This window comes from Leucobacter soli, assembly GCF_042659205.1.
Classification (GTDB): Bacteria; Actinomycetota; Actinomycetes; order Actinomycetales; family Microbacteriaceae; genus Leucobacter; species Leucobacter soli.
In genome coordinates this window covers 1-19,936 of record NZ_JBHSRW010000027.1, presented here as the reverse complement: position 1 = coordinate 19,936, position 19,936 = coordinate 1, and the positions used below count along the sequence as shown (strand labels likewise).

The following is a 19,936-nucleotide window of genomic DNA, read 5'->3' as shown; positions in this document are numbered from 1 at the left end:
AGGCCGACGAGCGTGCTGAACGCGTGCTCGGCGGGGCCGCCGGTCGCGCGTCGTCGCCGAACCATCTCGCCGATCGCGTCGGCCCCGGGCAGCCGGGTCACCGCGTCGGCCGTCACCGCATCCACCCAGCCGTCGATCAGCGCGAGCATGGTCTCGAGCCGGGCATGCGCAGCCTCCTGCTCGGGGGTCTTCGGCGGGATCAGCGCACCGCTCGAGAGCAGATCCTGCATCGCAGCGGTGTCCGAAGGATCGAGATCCCGCGCCAGCTCTTCGATACGGCCGGTATCGATCCGCATGCCCTGCGCATAGTCGGTGATCGCCGTGATGAGGTGCAGCCGGAGCCACTTCGTGTGCCGGAAGAGCCGGGCGTGGGCCAGCTCGCGCACTGCCAGGTAGAGCGTCACCGCTTCGCTGTCCTGCTCCAAGCCCTCGGCGAAGGCAGCGACACCGCTGGGGATGAGGGCTCCGCCCTCGCGCCCCGGGCCGGAGAAGAGCGGGATCCCGACGTCGCCGCCGGCCGCGACCTCGCGCGAGAGCTTCCCGACCACCTGGCCGAGCTGCATCGCGAACAGGGCGCCGCCGACGCTGCGCAGCACCGGCCCGAATCCTCCGAGCGCTCCCGAGAGCTCCTCTGGAAGCTGCCCCTCCAGTGCATCCATCAGTGCGCGCGAGATCGACTCCGCGACCGGCTCCGCCAGGCTGATCCAGGTGTCCACGGTCTGCTGCACCCACTCGATGCGGGAGATGGCGCGCGGGGCGTCGGGGGACTGGCCGACCTCGGTGACCTCGTCGAGCCACAGCGTCGCCACGGGGAATGCGCGCAGCACCGGCGCTGGATCGGCGGCCGTGCCGCCCTCGCTCGCGACGTCGATCGCGGTGCGTCGCGTCGTACTCCAATCGATGCCCTCGCTCGGGTTCTGCATCGCCTGCTGCAGCGTGGCGAACAGCCCCTGCAATGCGGACTGATCACCGGGCAGACCGGCGGCCTTGGCGAATGCCGCCGGGTCGAAGCCCGTGCCGGAAGCCGCGCCGCCGCCCGAGAGGAACTCCTGCAGCATCCGCTGCAGCTCGTTCATCGCGTCGTCGCTCGCGGCCGCGTCGTCGTCGTTCTGGCTCATGCTTCAACGCTACGGGAAAAGCCGCAGAATCGGCTGCTAGATTGGGCGCTCGCCGGAGTGCAGGTTGCGCTTACTGCGAACAGGGAAGGCGAAGCATGTCGGAGGTCGACGGGAGACGGAGGCGCGGTCGCGGGCGCCTGTGGCCGGCGATCGCAGCGGTCGCGATCCTGATCCTGCTCGCCGCAGTGACGCCCTCGCCCTATGCGATCGAGCGGCCCGGGCCCGTGGTCGACGCCTTCGGGTCGATCGAGGTCGGTTCCGAGACGGAGACCCCGGTCATCCGTATCGACGGCGCGGAGACCTACCCGACCTCGGGGGAGCTCAACGTGCTCAGCGTCTCGATCTCGGGCACCCCGGATCGGCCCGTCGATTGGCTCTCGCTCGTGGGGACGCTCTTCGACCCCACGAGGACCATCGTTCCGCTGGACGCGCTCTTCCCCGAGGGGCTGACGTCCGAGCAGCGGACCGAGCAGAACGCCTCAATGATGAGCGCCTCGCAGCTCTCCGCGACCGCCGCCGCGCTGAAGCGACTGGGCGAGCCGGTGGAGCCGCGGCTCCGAGTGGTCGGCGTCGACGAGGCGGGGCCCTCCGCGGGAGTGCTGCGCGAAGGCGATGCGATCCGGCGAGCCGACGATGAGCCGGTGACCGGCCTCGAAGAACTCCGGGAGGTCCTCGGCCGAGCAGCCCCGGGGCGAGCGGTGCGCCTTGAGATCATGCGCGACGACGCGATCGAGCAGGTCGACGTGGAGCCCGAGACGGGCGCCGATGGCACGCGCCTGCTCGGCGTCACCGTGACGGAGGACTACTCGTCCCCCTTCGACGTCGAGCTGGAACTCGACGAGATCGGTGGGCCGAGCGCGGGCCTGGTCTTCGCGCTCGCGATCTACGATCTCCTGACACCGGGGGAGTTGACCGGGGGAGCCGTCGTCAGCGGGACCGGCACGATCGATGCGGATGGGGCCGTCGGTGCGATCGGGGGTCTCACGCAGAAGATCTGGGGCGCCTCGCTGGCGGGTACCGAAGTGATGCTCATGCCGATCGAGAACTGCGCCGACGTGCCGGATCGGCTGCCCGACGGCATGCGGATCGTGCCGGTCGGGACCCTCGACGAGGCGATCGCGGCGCTCGAGACGATCGAGGGCGGCGAGGATCCGGCCGGGCTCGAACGCTGCGCCGCCGACTCCGCGACCGGGTCCGACTGACGCGCCGGACCGGTCCGGGGTCGCACCTGCTCGCCACCCGGGGTCTCCGTCCGGGTGATTGTCAGAGGCCACCGCTAGGGTGGAGGCGACCTGTTTCGAACCCCTCCTGGAGATCCTCGACGTGACCGACCAGAGCATCGACGCCCCGCCGGCCAAGCGCCGCATCTCGCCCATCGCCGTGACGGTGGTGATCGTCGCGGTGCTGATCCTCGGATTCCTCGGGGCGGCCTCGGTCATCACGGAAGTGCTGTGGTACCAGCAGCTCGACTTCCTCCCGGTGCTCACGACGCAGTGGATCGCCGCCGGAGTCATGTTCCTGATCGGATTCTTCGCCATGGCGGTGCCGATCTTCCTCTCCATCGACATCGCCTACCGGAAGCGCCCGGTCTACGCGAGACTGACCGGGCAGCTCGATCGCTATCAGGATCTCATCGAGCCGCTGCGGCGAGTGATCAAGTGGCTGCTGCCGGCGGTCATCGGACTCTTCGCCGGCTTCGCCGCCGCGACCCAGTGGCAGCGCGCCCTGCTGTGGATGCACGCGGCACCCACCGGGACGACGGACCCGGAGTTCGGGCTGGACGTGTCCTTCTTCCTGTTCGACCTGCCGTTCTGGCGCGGTGTCGTGGGCTTCGCCTCCGCGGTGGCCCTGCTCAGCCTGATCGTCGGCGTGGCGACGAGCTACCTCTACGGCGGGATCACCTTCTCCGGCCGAGATGTGCGGGTCTCGAAAGCGACGCGGATCCAGAGCGCCGTGCTCGCCACGCTCTACCTGCTGCTCCAGGGCGTCAGCCTCTGGCTCGACCAGTACGCGGTGCTGACCGACTCGACGGGACGGTTCACGGGCGGAACCTTCTCGGGGGTGCACGCCGTGATCCCCGGTAAGCAGATCCTCGCCGGGATCGCCGTGCTCGTCGCGGTGCTCTTCCTGGTGACCGCGTTCACCGGCAAGTGGCGACTGCCCGTGATCGGCACGGTCCTGCTCCTGGTCTCCGCGCTGGTCGTCGGCGCCGGGTACCCCTGGGCGGTGCAGACGCTCCAGGTGAAGCCCGATGAGAAGACGATGGAGAACGAGTACCTCGCGCGCAACATCGCGGCGACGCGGGCGGCATACGGCGTGGACCACGTCGAGGTCGAGCGTTATGACGCGACCACGGACGCCGAGCCCGGTCAGCTGCGCAGCGATGCCGTCGCGACAGCGAACATCCGCATCATCGATCCGGCCGTGGTATCGCCCACTTTCGCCCAGCTCGAACAGGTCAAGCAGTACTACCAGTTCCCGGACCAGCTGAGCGTCGACCGGTACGAGATCGACGGCAAGGTCGAGGACACGGTCTCCGGGATCCGCGACATCGATATCTCCGGCCAGACCGGCTGGTACAACCGGACCCTCGTCTACACGCACGGGTACGGCCTCGTCGCCGCCTACGGCAACCAGCGGACCAGCGGCGGCGAGCCCGTGTTCATCGAGAGCGGCATCCCGACGAGCGGCAAGCTCGGCGAGTTCGAGCCGCGCGTCTACTTCGGTATGCACTCGCCCGACTACTCCATCGTCGGCGGTGAACGAGACACGCCGATCGAGCTCGATTACCCGGCGGACGACGAAGCCGCCCCCGACGACGCGGAGACCCCTGCCGATGACACCGACGCCGTCGCCGATGGCGACGATTCGACGGGCTCCGAGAGCACGGAGCCCGAGACGACGGAGTCCGAGACCACAGCCGAGAGCGGCGAGACGGTCGAGGTCGTCGCGGATGCGGACGGTTCCCGGCAGAACCTCACCACGTTCTCGGGCGACGGAGGGCCGAAGCTCGACAATATCTTCACCAAGCTCATCTACGCGCTGAAGTTCCAGGACATGGAGGTCGTGCTCTCGGGCGCCGTGGTCGACGGCTCCCAGGTCCTCTACCATCGCAGCCCGGTGGAGCGCCTGCAGAAGGTCGCGCCCTATCTGACGGTCGACTCCGCGCCCTACGCCTCGGTGGTCGACGGCCGCATCGTCTGGATCGTCGACGGCTACACCACCTCCAACGATTACCCGTACAGCGAACGGCGCGACATGAGCCGCATGATCGCCGACGCGGATAATCCGAGCGGCGGACAGTACCCGAACGGGGTCAATTACATCCGCAACTCGGTGAAGGCGACCGTCGACGCCTACGACGGCTCTGTGAAGCTCTACGCCTGGGACGAAGAGGATCCGCTCCTGAAGGCCTGGGGCGAGATCTTCCCCGACACGCTGCACAGCGTCTCGGAGATGAGCGGTGACCTGCTCAGCCACGTCCGCTATCCGAGCGACCTGTTCAAGGTACAGCGCGAGATTCTCGCCACGTACCACGTCACCGATCCAGGGGCGTTCTTCTCCGATGAGGATGCTTGGCGCACCCCGAACAACCCGGTGTCGAACGGGACGACGGCGGCGACCGCCGCCACGGCCACGACCGGAGCGACAGGTGCGACAGGTACGACTACTGAAACAAGCACGGCGCGCAGCGATGCGTTGAAGCAGCCGCCGTACTACCTGACGCTCGCCGCCGGTGCGAACGCGGATCCGAACTTCTCCATCTACTCCACCTATATCCCCAGGGCCGAGGGCGCCAACGCGCGCGATATCCTCACCGGCTACCTGGCGGCGAACGCCAATGCCGGCTCGGAGGACGGGAAGGTCTCGAGCGACTACGGCAAGCTCAAGCTCTTGACGCTGCCGAAGAGCACCAGTATCCCGGGCCCGGGTCAGATGCAGAACAACTTCACCACCAACAGTGAGGTCTCGAGACTGCTGAACCTGTTGCGTCAGGGCGAGAGCAAGGTCATCAGCGGCAACCTGCTCACACTTCCGGTCGGCGGCGGTCTGCTCTACGTGCAGCCCGTCTACGTGAGGGCGTCGTCGGGTACGAGCTTCCCGATCCTGCAGAAGGTGCTGGTCTCGTTCGGCGAGGAGATCGCGTTCGAGGACACGCTCGATGCCGCGCTCGACGAACTGTTCGGCGGGAACTCCGGTGCGCCCGCAGGAGACGGGGATATCGACGATCCCGGAACCGGCGAGGAGCCCGGCACCGAGGATCCGGGATCCGAGGGATCCGGCGGAGACACGCCGGATCTGGAAGAGGCCCTGCGCGACATGGAACAGGCGATCGCCGACCGCGATGCCGCCATGAAGGACGGCGACTGGAGCGCGTACGGAGAGGCGGACGAGCGGTTGCGCGACGCCCTCGAGCGCGCGCTGCGGGCGGGGTAGCGCACGACAGCCGGGCGGCGGTCCGCCGGGCGGTCCGCCGCGCTCAGCCGGCCCGGCACGGCTGACGGGGGTCTCCGTGCCGGGCCTCTTCTTCGGCGGAATCGAGCATACGGACGACGGCACAGCGATAGGATCTGGAGTACGGCGAATCCGCCCGAAGACTGCCGACTGGATAGCTGAGGAATTCGATGACCGATACCGCCTCTGAGTCACCCGCCAAAGGCGCACGGCTCGCCCTGCTGGTCGGCGGCCTCGCGGCTGTCGGTTTCGGCGTCGCCGTGCTCGTCTGGCCGACCAAGACCGCCGTCGCGCTCACCGGCGTCATCGCCGTGTACGCGGTCGTCGCAGGCATCGTCTATGCCGCGCTCGGCCTCTTCTCCAAGGGCATCGGTGCGGGCGGGCGCATCGGCCACGTGCTTCTCGGCGTGCTGTATGTCGTTGCCGGCGTGTACGCATTCGGTTCGCTGAAGCAGTCGGCCGTATTCCTCGCGCTGTTCCTCACGATCATGGTCGGCGTCATGTGGGTGGTCGAGGGCTTCACCTCGCTCTTCACCCTGGGACAGTCGGGCTCCAAAGCCCTCACGATCACCTTCGCCATTCTCTCGGTCATCGCGGGCTTCACCCTGCTGAGCAGCCCCCTCTGGGGTGCGGTATTCCTGTGGTGGTTCCTCGGAATCGCGCTGGTGGTGCTCGGCGGGTTGAACGTGATCCGCTCGATCACCGGAAAGAAGGCGTGAGCGATGGCAACCGAGCAGTTCGCCGGCCCCGTCGACTACCTCGTCTTCGCGTTCGATGAGCACGCCGACCTCGGCACCGGGTTCAAGGCGGTGCTCGACCGCGTACAGGAAGGCGTCATCGAGATTCTCGACATCGAGCTCGTCTCCCGTGACGGGAGCGGCGCACCGGTAAGGCGCACGTTCTCGGAGCTGGACGGAGCCTCCGGGATCGACCTCTCGGTCTTCGACGGCGTCGAGAGCGACATCCTCGATGAGGACGACCTCGCGGGCATCACCGCAGAGCTTCGGCCGGGGCAGATCGCCGTTGCGGTCGTGTACGAAGACCGATCCCTCGCTGTTGCGGCTGATGCGTGGGCGTCTGCGGGCGGGGTCGAACTCTTCTCCGGCGGCATCGACGTCAACGAGCTCGGACGTAAGCTCGAAGAAGGGGCGCAGCCATGAGTCTTCTCCGCACCGCGGTACGAGCATCCGTCGCGACTCGCGTGATCGGCAGCACCCATCGCCGCCAGCAGCAGAGATGGGCGGCTCAGGACGCCGCAGCGGCTCAGAATGCCGCACCTGCCGCACCGGCTGCTGCTTCGGTGCCCGACGCGCAGCCGTCGTCTGGCGGCGCGTCCGTGCTGGACCAGCTCACTCAGCTCGGGCAGCTCCGCGACGCGGGAGTCCTCACCGATGCCGAGTTCGAGGTGCAGAAGCAGCGGATCCTCGCGTCTTCCTGAGAGTCGGGATGCGGCCGTCGACCGATGAGCCGGGGCACGCCCGGAACGAGTGCGCGCCGGCTCTGCGCCTGTTCGCTGCACCGTAGCTTCAGGCGTAGCAGAGTCCTCGACGGCCGGGAATCATCCAGGTGAGGCCGATCTCCACGGGTGCGCCCTGTGCTCGGGCGGCACAGGGCGCAGACGTGCCCTGGCGTTTGCCGCTCACATGGGGCGTGGGCGCCCTGGTCGAAGAAGCCTGATCCGGCTGCCGGGGGTACCGATACGAGGAGTGCGCGGGTAGCCCGGTACTCCCGGGGGTACGTGGGCCGAACCGGCCGGAGCGGGCAAGCGAAAGGCCCCTGATCAAGTGTTGAAACACCTGATCAGGGGCCAATCTCATCGTTGCGGGGGCAGGATTTGAACCTACGACCTCCGGGTTATGAGCCCGGCGAGCTACCGAACTGCTCCACCCCGCGGCACAAGAAATAACTCTAGCACGCCCCGACCGACTGCGCGAATCGAGCGCCGTCAGCGCCGGGCAATGCTGTGGATAGCTTCTCCGGGTGCTCGCACGTGCCGCGCATCCTGGGTGCTCACCGATGAAGGGACACCCATGATCAGAACGACCGCACGCCCGCGCCGCAGACGGATTGCGCTGCCCGCGGTACTCGCCCTGGTGATCGGCCTCGGCCTGCTCACCGCACCGGTAATCGGTGCACCATCCGCCGAGGCGGCGACGGAGGGGCGGATGCTCGAGATCGGCGGTTGGCCGGTCGGCGCCTTCCGCAGTTCGTCCGGCGAGTACGTCTACTGCGTCGAGCCCGGGGCCGTCGAGCCCAGCGGTGCGCAGAAGTCTGCGCGGACGGTGAGCTCGCTCCCGGCCTACAGCGCCTACACCTTCGACCAATCCGGCTGGAAGGGCACGGTCACGAGCGGAGCCCTGAGCGGTAAGCGGCTCCGGCAGATCAACTACGTGCTCTGGGAGCACGGGCGCACGAAGAGCAAGGCGAAAGCGGTCGCGGTGCAGCTTGCGGTCTGGATGCTGCGCGGTGACCCAGGGGCGGAGGCCTGGCTGGATCACCACCTCGGCTGGGTGCGGGCCAACGGCGGCAAAGCCTACATCGATCGGGCTCGCGAGCTCGTCGCCGAGGCGCAGGCGCAGGCGGTGGTCGCAGTCGCACCGAAGCCGAAGCCGCTCCGGATCGAGCCGGACGAGGCGGATCCGACGACCGGCACCGTCGCCTACCCGGCAGGCACGACCGAACTGCGCATCGACGGCGGTGCCTTCGACAACGGTGGCGAACTGTTGAAGGTGAGCGGCGGCAAGGCCGGCCGGGCCACGTGGACGGCGACTCCGCACGACGAGGAGTGGCAGGGGGAGCAGGTCGTGTCGATCACGGGCAACTGGAAGCTCAAGGCCGCCGGGTGGCCGGCGAAGGTCAGCGTGCAGCCGCCCGTCGTCGCGCTGCAGCAACGGCTCGCCGCGGGGATCGGGCCGGTGACCAGCACCTTCTCCGGGCGTCTTTCCACCACCGAGCGGACCGATATCGCCTTCGAGCCGGTGCTCTCCACACTGGTCGAGGAACGGATGCTATCCGCCGACGGCGACCGCTTCTCGGATACCGTCGAGTTCGAGATCGCAGACGGTTCGGCACCCTGGCCGAGCCGGGAAGGGGACGACGGGCAGATCGAGTACGCACCGGTACTCGCACAGGGCACAGTGTACGGTCCGTTCGAGGCCCCCCAGGAGCCCGGCGACGACGTGCCCGACGATGCCCCGACCGCGGGGGACGCTGCAGTGATCGCCGAGCACGGTCCCGGCGAGTATCGCGTCGAGAGCACTGCCGGCCCCACCGGACCCGGCTACTACTACTGGGTCTGGCGGATCCGCGAGGAGGAGCAAACCGCGGAACTGCGAGAGGCGGACTTGCTGCCGCAGGGGTACGACTTCAGCGACGACTTCGGACTGGTGGACGAGGGGCATGTGGTCCCGACCGGGTTGCGCTGGGACACCGAGCTCGAAGAGCGGGTGCTCGATGCGGGCGATGCCGTGCTGCGCGACCGGCTCACGGTCGAGCCCCACGGAGGGGTCTGGCTGAGAGACGAGTCCGGCGACCGGATCCCCGCGGTCATCCGCCTCACGGTGTACGGATCCGATACCGAGCCCGCTCGGGCGGCGACGGCACCGGAGGACGCGAGAAGACTCACCGAGGCCCGCGTCGAGGTGGATCGGCCGGTCGACGGCGGGGTGGTCGTGGATCCGATCGAGCTGCCCTCGGATACTCGAGGGTGGGTTACGGTGCAGGCGTGCCTGTACGCGGAGGACCAGCCCGAACGCTGGCGCGGCTACACGGAGGAGTGGTGCGACGACTACGGGATTCCGGAGGAGACAGCGCGCATCTCGGAGCCCGAGCAACCCGGGCAGCCCGAGGAGCCCGCGCGTCCCGATGATCCGGAGCTCGCCCTGACGGGTTCCGATGGCGACTCGATGCTCAGCGCGGGAGTGCCGCTCGTCGGACTCGGGCTGCTCGGTTCCGGAGCCGGTGCTCTGCTGCTCGGCGGCCTGCTGCGACAGCGTTCGAGAGGAGGGGCGCGCCACTACGGACTCCACCATCCCGGTCGCTGAGGAACACGGCCGTGCGCACGGCAGGGGTGGGCGAACCCCCGCCGTGCGCACGGGAGCGTGAACCGGGCAGTACTGCGAAGCGTCGATGGTCGCGCAATCGTCACCGCAGCACGCCCCGTCCACGAATCGTGCGCTTCGAGGAATCCGGAGTCCGGATATCCAGGGAGTGTGCAGAGGTCGTATATCCCATTCATAGGTTTGCCCGGCAAGCTGGCAGCACGAGAAAGGGAGACCCGATGAGCACCACCCCCGACGAGCCTCAGGCAGAACCGCAGCCGCAGGCGGACCCGCAGCCGCAGCCAGAATCGCCGTCCCCGACGGAGCCCGGCACTCAGGCGGACACTCAGCCCCCGGCACCCGCCGGCAGCGAGCCGGTGGACGGGCGAGAAGTCCCGGCTCAGCACACGCCGCAGACCCCGGAATCCCTCGCAACTCAGGAGACGACTCCGTTGCCGGATGCTCACGCGCCCGCGGCATCGGTCTCGTCGCAGTACCCGGGTCAGGTGCACGCGTCGACTCCGGTGCAGCACGAGGCCTTTGCGCAGCCTGAAGCCTCAGCGCAGGTCTTCGGCGCCGCCGAGCCCGCGAGCCCCGCACAGCAGCACTTCTCGGCCGCGTCGCAGCCGCAGCATGCCTCGGCCCCGCATGCGTATTCGGGTGCTCCGGCCTTCTCCGACCCCCGGTACCCGCAGTCGGTCGCTTTCGAGTCCGGTTCGCAGACGGCGCCGGCGCAGCAGCCCCAGACCTCGCATTCGCAGCAGCAGCAGCCCCGCCGGCAGGCCGGGCTCGTCGCCGGTATCGCCATCGGCGCACTGATCGGCGGACTGGTCGGCGGCGGTGCTGCGGCGGTCGTCGCGCACAACTCCTCGGGCTCGACAACGGTGCAGGCGCAGCCGAGCGCCGGCGGTTCGCTGACCCTCGACAATCTCGACAGTGCGACCGCGATCACGGGCGTGGCCGCCGTCGCCACGCCGAGCGTCGTCACGCTCCAGGTCTCCAGCGGCTCGGGGGCCGGTACGGGATCCGGCGTGATCTACTCGGCCGACGGCTACATCATCACCAATGCGCACGTCGCCACCCTGGAAGGCGCGACGTCGAACCCGGAGATCCAGGTTCAGCTGAGCGACGGCACCCTGCTCCCGGGAACACTGGTCGGCTCGGATCCCTTCGCCGACATCGCGGTCGTGAAGGTGGATGCGACCGATCTGCCGCCGATCGCCGTCGCGGATTCCGACAAGATCAACGTCGGCGACCTCGCGGTCGCGATCGGCGCCCCGCTGAGCCTGTCGAACACCGTCACGAGCGGTGTCGTCAGCGCGCTCAACCGTGGGATCTCGGTATCGAGCTCGATGGTGCCCGACGAGCAGGAGCAGCAGTCCCAGGACGGCGAGCAGTACCAGGAAGAGAGCCCCTTCCCCTGGTTCCAGTTCGAAGGCCCGAACGGTGAGCAGCAGCAGCCTCAGCAGAAGCAGCAGTCGAGCGCCGGCACGCGCGTCGCCATCCCGGTGATTCAGACCGACGCGTCGATCAACCCCGGCAACTCGGGAGGTGCGCTGCTCAACGCCAACGGCGAGCTCATCGGCATCAACGTTGCGCTCGCATCGGCGAGCAGCAGCAGCGAAGCGGCGGGCTCCGACGGCCTCGGCTTCGCGGTCCCCGCGAACTTCGCCGTGCGCGTCGCCGACGCGCTGATCGCCGGCGAGCGCCCGTCGCACGGCCTGCTCGGGGTCGTGCAGACGAGCGACAGCGGCAACTCGACCGCCGCGGGCGGGGTGATCGGCGAGGTCACCTCGGGCAGCCCGGCCGACGACGCCGGCCTGCGGGCGGGCGACGTCATCACCTCGGTCAACGGCGTACGGGCAGACTCCTTCACCACGGTCACGGCTCTCGTGCGGATGTACGCCGCGGGCACCGAGATCACGATCGGCTACAACCGCGACGGGCAGCAGCTCGAGACCCAGGTCACCCTCGGCGAGCTCGACTGGTAGCCCGCGACTTCGCGACAGCGGGCGCCGTCCATCCTCGAGGTGGGCGGCGCCCGCTGCGTAGACTGGTCGGATGACCACGACCGCCCGATTCGGCTTCGCGAGCGGAAATCTCGCCAAGATCTGGGCAGTGCCGAAGTACGTCTTCGGCTTCATCCTCTCCTGGTTCGTGCCGCGCGACCGATCCAGCTGGATCTTCGGCAGCGGGATCGGCGTGGGTGAGGGTGCGCTGGCCGTCGCCCGGGAGTTGCAGCGACGGCATCCGGAGACCCGCGTGGTCTGGGCGGTCGCGGACGAGGAAGAAGCCGAGTCCGCTCGCTCCGAGGGATTCGAGCCGGTGCTCCGCCACGGACGCGCCGGCTTCCGGGCCGCGCTCCGGGCCGGAGTGATCGTCGTGACCCACGGGCTCGGCGACGTCAATCGCTTCGGCGTGACGGGCGCGCGCATCGTCCACCTCGGCCACGGTACTCCGCTCAAGCTCCTCCATCTCGACGCATCCGTGACGACGACCATCGGCGGGCCGGAACTGCTGCGCGCACTCCTGCGGCGCATGTATCTGCTCGGCTCCCGCAGCGTCGACCTCTACGTCGCCGGCTCTGCCGCCGGGGCCGCTCGGCTGCGCACGGCGTATCGCGTCGCACCCGGCCGGGTACGCGCACTCGGAGATCCTCGCGACGACGTCGTGGCGGATCAGGCCCGTGATCCGCGGCTCGCCGCTCGTGCGCGAGCGGATGTGCGGAGGCTCCTCGAGCTGCCAGTCGAGGAGGAGACCGCCAGCGTCACGCGCGACGAACCGATCATCCTCTACGCGCCGACCTGGCGCGACGGGGAGCCCGACCCCGGCGTGCCGACCGCCGCCGAGGTCGAGGAGATACACCGGTTCCTCGCACGACGAGGGGCGCGCCTGGCCATCCGGCCCCACCGGCTCGGGCTCGGCGCCTACGAGCACGTGCTGGGGGAGCGCGTGCACGCGCTCGGTCCCGGCCTCTTGCGCGACGTCACGCCCGTACTCGGCGCCTTCGACGCCGTCATCACCGACTACTCGTCGCTCGCGGTCGACTTCTCGCTGCTGGGCGAGCCGATCGTCTGGTTCGCGCCCGACCTCGAACGCTACACCGCGAGCCGAGGCCTGTACGAACCGCTCGAGGTCACCGCGACCGGTCGTATCCAACGCGCCTGGAGCGGGGTGCTGCAACGCCTCGAACAGGTCGTCGCGGCCGGAGAACCCGCCCGGGCCGCGGCTCAGGCCGACACCCGCGCACTGGCCGAGCGCTTCCACGCGTACACGGATGGCGGCTCGGCCGCCCGGGTCGTCGAGGAGGTGCTGCGGCTCGGCCTCCCCGCGCACGAACGCATCCGGCCCGGCGGCGTCTTCTTCGAGAGCTTCTACGGCCGCCAGATCGCCTGCAATCCGCTGGCGATCGACCGCGAGATCGCGGCGCGCCTGCCAGAGCTGCCGCGCTACTGGAGCGTGCACGACGAGCGGATCGCCGTACCGGACGGGGCCACGCCACTGCTCGTCGGCGGACCCGACTGGATCGCGGCCCGGCGGCTCTCCCGGCTGCTCGTCGTGAACGACTGGCTGCGCTTCGGATTCCGCCGCCGTACGGGGCAGACCGTCCTGCAGACCTGGCACGGCACCATGCTCAAGCATCTCGCGCTCGGGCGGCCGGGCGTGGGCCTGCGGACGCGGCTCGCAATCCATCGGGAGAGCCGCCGCTGGGATCTGCTCCTCTCTCAGAACCGGCACTCGAGCGAACGCTTCCGCAGCGAGTACGCCTACCGCGGAGAGATCCTCGAGCTCGGGTACCCGCGCGACGACCGGCTGGCGCGGGCGACAGCGGCACCGCCGGCCGGCCGCGAGGGGGCCCCCGAGCGGATCCGACTCGCGATCGATGCGGCACGTCGTGCGCTCGGCGTGCCCACGAGGGCGCGGGTGCTGGTCTACGCTCCGACCTGGCGCGAGGACGTGCCCGTGGGAGGAACCGGAGGGGGCGCCGTCGACCTGCTCGACGTGCGCGCGCTGGCGGCCGAACTGGCCGCCGCCTCGACGGAGACCGGCGAGGAGTGGCTCGTGGTCGCACGAGGGCACACGCGGACGCACGACGCCGGCGGTTACGGGATCGGGGAGTCCCGGGTGATCGACGCCTCACGGCATCCCGACGTGAACGACGTGATCCTCGCGGCCGACCTGCTGATCACCGACTATTCGTCGGTGATGTTCGATGCGGCGGTGGCGCGGGTGCCGATGGCGTTCTTCGTGCCGGATCTCGTCGACTACCGCGACCGCGAGCGCGGGTTCACCTTCGACTTCGAGGCGAGCGCGCCCGGGCCGCTGCTTGCGACCCGCGCCCAGCTCGTCGATGCGGTGAGGAGCGGGGACTGGCGCGCGTACCCGTGCTCCGAGCGGTACGACGCGTGGTGCGCCCGGTTCCTGCCGCACGAGGACGGGGGCGCGTCCGAGCGGGTCGTCGACGCGCTGATCGAGCGGAGGGTGCTGCCGGCCGGCGCAGCGGCGGAGACCGAGGACCGCTGACCCGCGCGAGGGTCACCACCCGGGCTGTCCGTGCTACATGCGGGAGCGGTCGACCGTGCGCCCGGCGAAGCCCGCGATCCCGGCGAGGAACCCGGATCCCCAGCTCAGATGCATCGTCACGAGCGTCGCCGCACCCAGGAGACGGTCGACCGGCCCGCGGAGATCCGGGAGGCGCGCAGCGGCGAAGAGGATCCCCGCCGCATAGGCGACCGGGGCGAGGTGCACCAGCGACCACCAGCTCCAGCCCACCGCGCCCAGCACCTGCAGCACCAGCAGCGACAGACTGATCGCGATCGCCATCACGAGCGTACCGGGCGCGAAGAAGCGCCACGGCGTCTCGCCGACGTGCCGTCGCACGAGCACCGCCCGCCAGGCGCCGGTCGCGAAGAACTGCCGCGCGAGGTCGCCGAAGCTCGCCCGTGGACGGTAGACGACGCCGAGCGCGGGCTCGAAGAGGACGAGCCCGCCCGCGCGCCGGATCCGCAGGTTCAGTTCCCAGTCCTCGCCCCGCCTGATGCCCTCGTCGTAGCCGCCGACCGCCTCGATGGCCTCGCGCCGGAAGATGCCCAGGTAGGCGCTCTCCGCAGGACCGGCCTCGCCGTCGCCGTGGTAGGCGCCACCGCCGAGCCCGTACGGACTGTTGTATGCCGAAGCGATCGCACGCTGGACCGGTGTGCGCCCCGCGGCGCGCATGACGCCGCCGACGTTCACGGCTCCCTCGCGTCGGAGCGCCTCGATCCCGCGCCGCGTGTAGTCGGGGGTGAGCTCGCTGTGGGCATCGACGCGGGCGACGATCGGGTGCCGACTCGCCGCGATGGCGAGATTGAGGGCGATCGGGATGTCCCGCCCGGGATTGTGCACCAGGCCGACACGAGGATCCTGCGCTGCGAGATCCTCGGCGATCCGATCGCTGCGATCGGTCGACGGACCGAGCGCGAGCACGATCTCCTTCTCTCCGGTGTAGTCCTGCGCGAGGATCGTGCGCACGGCGTCCTCGAGATAGTCCTCCTCGTTGAGCACGGGCATCACATAGCTGACACCGGGGAGTTCGCTGAGCGGGGAGAGATCCACCCGTCCATCCTCCCATGACCGGCATCCGAGGCCTGTCGCGTTTGGTAGGTTAGAGGGGTGACGCGGACCCCCATTGACGACGACCTCCAGACGGAGACGGAGTCGGCTGCGCGGGGGGCGACGCCGCCACGTACCGAAGTGCCCGTTCCCTCGGTGCAGCGCGCCCGTGAACGCGGCGCCGCGGCCGAACGCAATCCGGTGGTGCTGCGCACCGAGCAGCTCACGAAGCGCTACGGGCATCTGCTCGCCGCGGCCGAGGTCTCGATCGCGGTGCACGCCGGATCCTTCACCGGCATCGTCGGACCGAACGGCGCGGGCAAGACGACCGTCCTCTCGATGATCTCGGGCCTCAACCGACCGAGCTCCGGTCGCATCACCGTGCGCGACATCGACGTCTGGGCCGACGGACCGACGGCGAAACGGCTGATCGGTACCCTGCCCGACCGGTTGCGCCTCTTCGACCGGCTCACCGGGGCCCAGCTGCTCTACTACGCAGGCGTGCTGCACGGCGTCGAGGAGGCCTCCGTCGCCGAACGGGCGAGGGACCTGGCTCAGGCCTTCGGGCTCGAGGCCGCCCTCGATCGCCCGGTCAGCGACTACTCGGCGGGCATGCAGAAGAAGATCGGTCTCGCCTGCGCGATGATCCACGCACCCGAGGTGCTGGTGCTCGACGAGCCCTTCGAGGCGATCGACCCGGTCTCGGCCTCGAACGTGACCGACATCCTCGAGAAGTTCGTCGCCGGTGGCGGCAGCGTCGTGATGTCGAGCCACAGTCTCGAACTGATCCAGCGGGTCTGCGACCACGTCGCCGTGATCGTCGACGGCTCGGTGATCGCGCAGGGCACCGTCGACGCGGTTCGCGACGGGGTGAGCCTCGAGGAGCGATTCCGGCACCTGACTCAGGTCGACGACGCAGGGAACGGCTTGGCATGGTTGCACGGCTCTTCAGACTCCGACTAGCCCTCCTGGGCGCGGCCTTCCGCGGCCGCCCGGCCGAGGTCTTCCGGAGGATCGTGCTCGGCGTGCTCGCTGCGGCCGCCGCAGTCGGTTTCGCCTGGTTGCCCGAGCTCGTCGCCGGTGGACCGGTCGGATCGCCCGAACTGGGCGCTCTCGACGTGCTCTTCGCCTCGACCGTGATCGTCGCGGCCTGGTCCGTGCCGCTGTTCGCCAACCGGCGCAGGCTCGAGCCTCGGCAGTTCGGGCGACTGCCCGAACGCCCCGCAAGCGTGGCGACCGCGCTGCTCCTCACCGCCCCGCTCACCTGGCCCGGCCTCTGGGCCGTCGTCTGGCTCATCGCGGTGGGCTCGCTGCGCCCGGAGCAGAGCGACTCCCGCTGGATGCTGATCGCGGCGCTCGTCCTGCTCCTGCTGCTCGCCGTCGTCGGCTCGGTCTTCTGGTCGGCGCTCTCGAAGCTCATCGTGTCGCGGCGGGCCGAAGGCGGGCTGCGCGTGATCGGGATGCTCGTGCTCATCGCCGCGCTGCCCGTCGTCGTCTTCGTCGTGGCGCAGGCGCTGCGGACGCCGAACAACACGATGACGGCCGACGCGGCGGAGGTGCTGGGATGGACCCCCTTCGGCGCGCCGCTCGCCGGTGCCGCGCTCGCCGCTGACGGAGATCTCTCCGGGGCGCTGCTGAGGTTCGGGATCGCCGGCGCCGCGATCCTCCTGCTGGTACTGCTCTGGTATCCCCTCGTGAAGATCTCGCTCGAGCGCGTCGAGAAGCCCGAGGATGCGTCTGCGGCCCGTGCCGGATTGGGATGGTTCGAGCGTTTGTCCGCACGCCCGGCATCGGCGATCGGGGCCCGCTCGCTCAGCTATTGGACGCGGGATCCGCGATACCGGATCGCGCTGCTCGCCATCCCGCTCTCACCGGTCGTGATGGTGCTCGCGCTCCTCATCGCCGGTGTGCCACCGGAGATCACGACGCTGGTCCCGGTGCCGGTGATCCTGCTGCTGCTCGGCTGGGCGCTGCACAACGACGTCGCGATGGACTCGACCGCGGTATGGCTGCATGTCGCGAGCGGCACACGTGGGCGCGACGACCGCTTCGGACGCTTGCTGCCCGTGCTGCTGCTCGGCCTGCCGATCGTGCTGATCGGTTCGAGCGTCAGCGTGACCATCGCCGGAGACTGGCGAGTGCTGCCGGCGGTGCTCGGGCTGAACATCGCCGTGCTGCTCGTCGCCTGCGCCGCTTCGAGCGTCTTCTCCGCGGCCATGCCCTACCCGACCACGCGGCCGGGAGACAGCCCCTTCGCGCAGCCGAGCGTGACCGGATCGGGTGCAGGACTCGCCCAGACGCTCTCGATGTTCACGGCGCTCCTGCTCGCGATCCCGCCGGTCTGGGTCTCGGCCGCCGCGATCGTCGAACTGAGCTTCAGCGCGAACGTCTTCGCCCTCCTCTTCGGCGCCGGGTACGGGATCGTCCTGCTCGCCCTCGGCGTGCTTGTCGGCGGTTTCGTCTACGATCGCCGCGCCCCGGAACTCGTCGCGCTCACGCAGACGTTCGACTGATGCGCGCGCGACCGGCGTACACTCGAAGCATGGGTATCTTCACGCGCGGACGGACGGACGAGTCGAGCGGCGGCGGCCTCGACGTGCTCGATCGCGAACTCGAGGAACTGCTCGAGCAGGATCAGGTGGAGGACGGCGATCACGAGCGCTTCTCCCACTACGTGCCGAAGGACAAGATCGTCGAGTCGGCGATCACGGGGAAGCCCGTGCGCGCGCTCTGCGGCAAGAAGTGGACGCCGTCGCGGGACCCCGAGAAGTTTCCGGTGTGCCCCGACTGCAAGCGGGTCTACGAGCGGATGAAGAAGTAGCCGGCACTCAGCGGTAGTGCGTCGGGATCGCGGGATCCCCTCTGGTGAGGCTCATCGCGATGGGAGGCAGCTCGGCGACTGCTCGGCGATGCCGTTCCTTCGCGGCGGCGATGCCCTCGACGCCGACGTGCCCCGATTGCGTCTCTCCCGCGCTCACGAGCGGTACCAGTACCTCGCGGGAGCGACCGCCGAGGTCCTCGCCTTCGGATTCGCCGCCGGGGCCGTCGCCGAGGAGGCACACTTCGGCGCGGGCGACGCCCTGATCGTTGTAGAGCCGTCGGACGCTCTTCCGACCGCCGACGGAGGCCTTGTCGGCCGACTTCTTCGCGACCGAGACCCACTCGCCGTCCGCGTCCTCGTGGGCGACCAGCTTGTAGACCATTCCCATGGCCGGGGTGCCCGAGCCGGTGACGACCGAGGTGCCCACGCCGAACGAGTCGACGGGCGATGAGGCCAGCGCCGCCACCGTGTGCTCGTCGAGATCGTTGGTGACGGTGATCCGGGTCTCCTGCGCCCCCAGTTCGTCGAGCAGCGCGCGTACGCGTGCGACGACCACGGGCAGGTCTCCGGAGTCGATGCGTACGGCGCCGAGCCCGGTCCCCGCGACGTCGATCGCAGTGCGCACCCCCTGCTCGATGTCGAAGGTGTCGACCAGTAGCGTGGTGCCGGTGCCGAGGGCGGCGACCTGGGCTTCGAAGGCCTCGCGCTCGCTGTCGTGCAGCAGGGTGAAGCTGTGCGCGGCGGTGCCCATGGTCGGGATCCCGTACCTGCGACCGGCCTCGAGGTTCGAGGTGGAGCTGAAACCGGCGATGTAGGCCGCGCGGGCGGCGGAGACGGCGCTGTGCTCGCCCGTGCGGCGCGAGCCCATCTCGGCGAGCGGTTTGCCGTGGGCGGCGTGGCTCATGCGCGAGGCCGCCGTGGCGACTGCGCAGTCGTAGTTGAAGATGCTGAGCGCGAGGGTCTCGAGCAGCACGCCCTCGGCGAAACTCGACTCGACGGTGACGAGCGGCGATCCCGGGAAGAAGACCTCGCCCTCGGGATAGCCCCAGATATCGCCGCTGAATCGGTAGTCTGCGAGCCAGTCGACGGCGGCATCGCTCACGATGCGGTTCTCGCTCAGGAAGCGGAGCTCGTCGTCGCCGAAGCGGAAGCGTTCGAGCGCCTCGAGGAACCGGCCGGTGCCCGCGACCACGCCGTACCGGCGGGCGCCCGAGAGCCGACGGGCGAAGAGCTCGAAGACGCTGCGCCGATGGGCGGTCCCCGCCTGCAGGGCGGCGTCGATCATCGTAAGTTCGTAGCGGTCGGTCAGCAACGCTGTCGAAGTGTGCACCTCGCCAGCCTACCGAGCACGGCAGCCGAAGGATCGGATCCTCACTGGAAATCGCGGGAGAAGACGCCCGCGGGAGCGTCGAGCGCTTCGAAATGCTGCGCGATCACATTGACCACTCCCTCGGGCGAGCGCTCGAGCACGCCCCGCACCATTAGCGCGGAGGCGGATCGCGCGACGGGACGATAGCGCAGCCACACGTCGCGCCAGGTCACGATGTTGACGCTGCCGGATTCGTCCTCGAGGGTGAGGAAGACGATACCGGCGGCGGTGCCCGGGCGCTGCCGGTGCGTGACGATCCCCGCCACCTCGACGAGCATACCGGGAGAGGTGTGCCGCACCAGGTCCGAGCGGATCACGCCGCGCGCGTCGAGCTGAGGCCGTTTCAGCGCGAACGGATGCACGCCCAGAGGGATCCCGGTCATCCAGAGATCGAGCTCGTTCTGCTCCTCGGCGCTCAGCAGGGGCAGCAGCGGCGGCTGCACGTGCACGGCGATGCCGGGCAGGAAGCGCTCGCGGTTGTCGGCCGCGGGGCCCGCGGCCCACAGTGCTTCGCGGCGCCCGACTCCGAGCCCGTCGCAGG

General features: G+C 69.7%; 15 protein-coding genes and 1 tRNA gene. 11 read left to right on the top strand and 5 right to left on the bottom strand.

The genetic code is table 11. The features are described 5' to 3' along the window. Positions 1-1,118: zinc-dependent metalloprotease (locus ACFPZL_RS03485; RefSeq protein ID WP_382334716.1), on the bottom strand; the 1,118-nt coding region annotated here is incomplete at its 3' end. 95 nt (positions 1,119-1,213) lie between these two features. Here ACFPZL_RS03485 and ACFPZL_RS03480 point away from each other — a divergent pair. The 5 genes from ACFPZL_RS03480 to ACFPZL_RS03460 all read left to right on the top strand — a co-directional run bounded on the left by ACFPZL_RS03480 (position 1,214) and on the right by ACFPZL_RS03460 (position 7,011). Continuing rightward, positions 1,214-2,320, top strand: a complete 1,107-nt coding sequence (locus ACFPZL_RS03480; RefSeq protein WP_218114105.1) for a YlbL family protein — start codon at positions 1,214-1,216, stop codon at positions 2,318-2,320. A gap of 121 nt (positions 2,321-2,441) precedes the next feature. Further along, the gene (locus ACFPZL_RS03475; protein ID WP_218114106.1) at positions 2,442-5,555 is read left to right on the top strand and encodes a UPF0182 family membrane protein; all 3,114 of its coding nucleotides are present in this window, start codon (positions 2,442-2,444) and stop codon (positions 5,553-5,555) included. A 188-nt stretch (positions 5,556-5,743) separates the two neighbouring features. After that, positions 5,744-6,292: an HdeD family acid-resistance protein gene (locus tag ACFPZL_RS03470; protein ID WP_218114107.1), complete on the top strand. Its 549-nt coding sequence runs from the start codon at positions 5,744-5,746 to the stop codon at positions 6,290-6,292. A gap of 3 nt (positions 6,293-6,295) precedes the next feature. After that, a complete protein-coding gene (locus ACFPZL_RS03465; RefSeq protein WP_218114108.1) occupies positions 6,296-6,733 on the top strand; it encodes a hypothetical protein in 438 nt (145 codons plus the stop codon). After that, entirely contained in the window at positions 6,730-7,011 is a 282-nt protein-coding gene (locus ACFPZL_RS03460; RefSeq protein WP_218114109.1) for an SHOCT domain-containing protein, read from the top strand. The genes ACFPZL_RS03465 and ACFPZL_RS03460 overlap by 4 nt, the downstream gene beginning before the upstream one ends. A gap of 381 nt (positions 7,012-7,392) precedes the next feature. On the opposite strand, the gene ACFPZL_RS03455 is transcribed toward ACFPZL_RS03460, so the two are convergent. Then, positions 7,393-7,466: transfer RNA gene (locus tag ACFPZL_RS03455), tRNA-Met, on the bottom strand. Between the two features lie 137 nt (positions 7,467-7,603). Here ACFPZL_RS03455 and ACFPZL_RS03450 point away from each other — a divergent pair. The 3 genes from ACFPZL_RS03450 to ACFPZL_RS03440 all read left to right on the top strand — a co-directional run bounded on the left by ACFPZL_RS03450 (position 7,604) and on the right by ACFPZL_RS03440 (position 14,137). Next, positions 7,604-9,616, top strand: a complete 2,013-nt coding sequence (locus ACFPZL_RS03450; protein WP_218114110.1) for a hypothetical protein — start codon at positions 7,604-7,606, stop codon at positions 9,614-9,616. Positions 9,617-9,852: 236 nt separating this feature from the next. Beyond that, the gene (locus ACFPZL_RS03445) at positions 9,853-11,604 is read left to right on the top strand and encodes a S1C family serine protease (protein ID WP_218114111.1); all 1,752 of its coding nucleotides are present in this window, start codon (positions 9,853-9,855) and stop codon (positions 11,602-11,604) included. Positions 11,605-11,674: 70 nt separating this feature from the next. Then, positions 11,675-14,137, top strand: coding sequence for a CDP-glycerol glycerophosphotransferase family protein (locus tag ACFPZL_RS03440; protein ID WP_218114112.1), 2,463 nt, complete (start codon positions 11,675-11,677; stop codon positions 14,135-14,137). Positions 14,138-14,170: 33 nt separating this feature from the next. Here ACFPZL_RS03440 and ACFPZL_RS03435 read toward each other — a convergent pair whose 3' ends face one another. Beyond that, positions 14,171-15,208 (bottom strand): glycosyltransferase family 2 protein, encoded by a 1,038-nt coding sequence (locus ACFPZL_RS03435; protein ID WP_218114113.1) that lies wholly within the window; start codon positions 15,206-15,208, stop codon positions 14,171-14,173. A gap of 57 nt (positions 15,209-15,265) precedes the next feature. Here ACFPZL_RS03435 and ACFPZL_RS03430 point away from each other — a divergent pair, with 57 nt between their 5' ends. From ACFPZL_RS03430 to ACFPZL_RS03420, 3 genes are read left to right on the top strand one after another with little or no spacing between them, the layout of a single operon-like run. After that, positions 15,266-16,168 carry an ABC transporter ATP-binding protein gene (locus ACFPZL_RS03430; RefSeq protein WP_236021798.1) on the top strand — a complete coding sequence of 301 codons (903 nt, stop codon included), beginning with the start codon at positions 15,266-15,268 and terminating at the stop codon, positions 16,166-16,168. After that, complete coding sequence (locus ACFPZL_RS03425; RefSeq protein ID WP_218114114.1) at positions 16,138-17,718, top strand: hypothetical protein; 1,581 nt, start codon at positions 16,138-16,140, stop codon at positions 17,716-17,718. The genes ACFPZL_RS03430 and ACFPZL_RS03425 overlap by 31 nt, the downstream gene beginning before the upstream one ends. A 29-nt stretch (positions 17,719-17,747) precedes the next feature. Next, positions 17,748-18,026: a DUF3039 domain-containing protein gene (locus ACFPZL_RS03420; protein WP_218114115.1), complete on the top strand. Its 279-nt coding sequence runs from the start codon at positions 17,748-17,750 to the stop codon at positions 18,024-18,026. A gap of 7 nt (positions 18,027-18,033) precedes the next feature. Here ACFPZL_RS03420 and ACFPZL_RS03415 read toward each other — a convergent pair whose 3' ends face one another. Next, on the bottom strand, positions 18,034-19,356 hold the full coding sequence (locus ACFPZL_RS03415; RefSeq protein ID WP_218114116.1) for a nicotinate phosphoribosyltransferase: 1,323 nt from the start codon (positions 19,354-19,356) through the stop codon (positions 18,034-18,036). 41 nt (positions 19,357-19,397) lie between these two features. After that, a partial coding sequence (locus ACFPZL_RS03410) for an OB-fold nucleic acid binding domain-containing protein (RefSeq protein WP_382334712.1) occupies positions 19,398-19,936 on the bottom strand: 539 nt, incomplete at its 5' end.